This window comes from Oleiphilus sp. HI0125 (assembly GCF_001635355.1).
In genome coordinates this window covers 1-815 of the sequence record NZ_LWGF01000062.1, presented here as the reverse complement: position 1 = coordinate 815, position 815 = coordinate 1, and the positions used below count along the sequence as shown (strand labels likewise).

The 815-nt window shown below is 44.4% G+C and carries 2 protein-coding genes; both read right to left on the bottom strand.

Translation table 11 applies throughout. The features are described 5' to 3' along the window. Window positions 1-308 (bottom strand): nucleoside 2-deoxyribosyltransferase (locus tag A3762_RS01070; protein ID WP_197468917.1); only part of this gene is annotated, 308 nt, incomplete at its 3' end. A 28-nt stretch (window positions 309-336) separates the two neighbouring features. Next, window positions 337-815: energy-coupling factor ABC transporter permease (locus tag A3762_RS01065; protein WP_068753705.1), on the bottom strand; the 479-nt coding region annotated here is incomplete at its 5' end.

Sequence of the window (815 nt, the reverse complement as noted above, 5' to 3'; positions counted from 1 at the left end):
TCAGAGCTATAGCAGAATACTTTTTTGCCTGCTTTCCGCGCATAGCCAATCTCAAACGCTGTTCCTAAGTCACAACTGGGTCCTCTAAACGGGGTGATATTTGCCATCACAATATGGCATCGGTCAATCATATCGATGTTTGCTTGAAATATGTCTGGGGCAGGATCGGCACGTTTAATCTCGTTATCAAGAGGGAAGAGTGGAGTGAACCCAGCATCGTGACAGAGCTGTTTTTTTATTTCGCCAGAATCATCTTGAAAGAAAACATCTGGGCCAGCTAAATAAATAGTCGAGCGTTCTTGCGTCATTTATTCAAATCGTTGAGAGCGGGTGAACTTATGAGTGTTTACTAAGATAGCGGTTCTGGTCAAACAATCTTACCCACTCGGGATGGTTAAAAATCAAAATACTAATGAGCATGCCGTTGATCGTTGCTTCTGGTGCCGCGATGAGTGGAATAAACACCCAAAATTCATTCGTTATTTGCTCAAAGCTGTAGATGCTTTGACTCCATAGAATAAGCGTCATCATAAGCCCGCTTGTAATCACTGACGCGGCCGCTCCGAGAAAAGCAACTAAGAAGATGAACGAGAAAGGGTGTGTAGACTTGCTGCGGTCGTGTGCGAGCCAAACACAATAGTTTGTGAGTAAGGGGATTAGTACTGATACCAACATGTTGATACCAAAGCCTTCAGGGGACTCAAGCCCCAATACAATGGTTCCTGAGATCGCTAATGCCGCCACCCATATTGCTAGTTGCCACCCCATTAGCAGGTGCACAACTGTAATCAAAAAGAAATGGATTCCTAGACCAT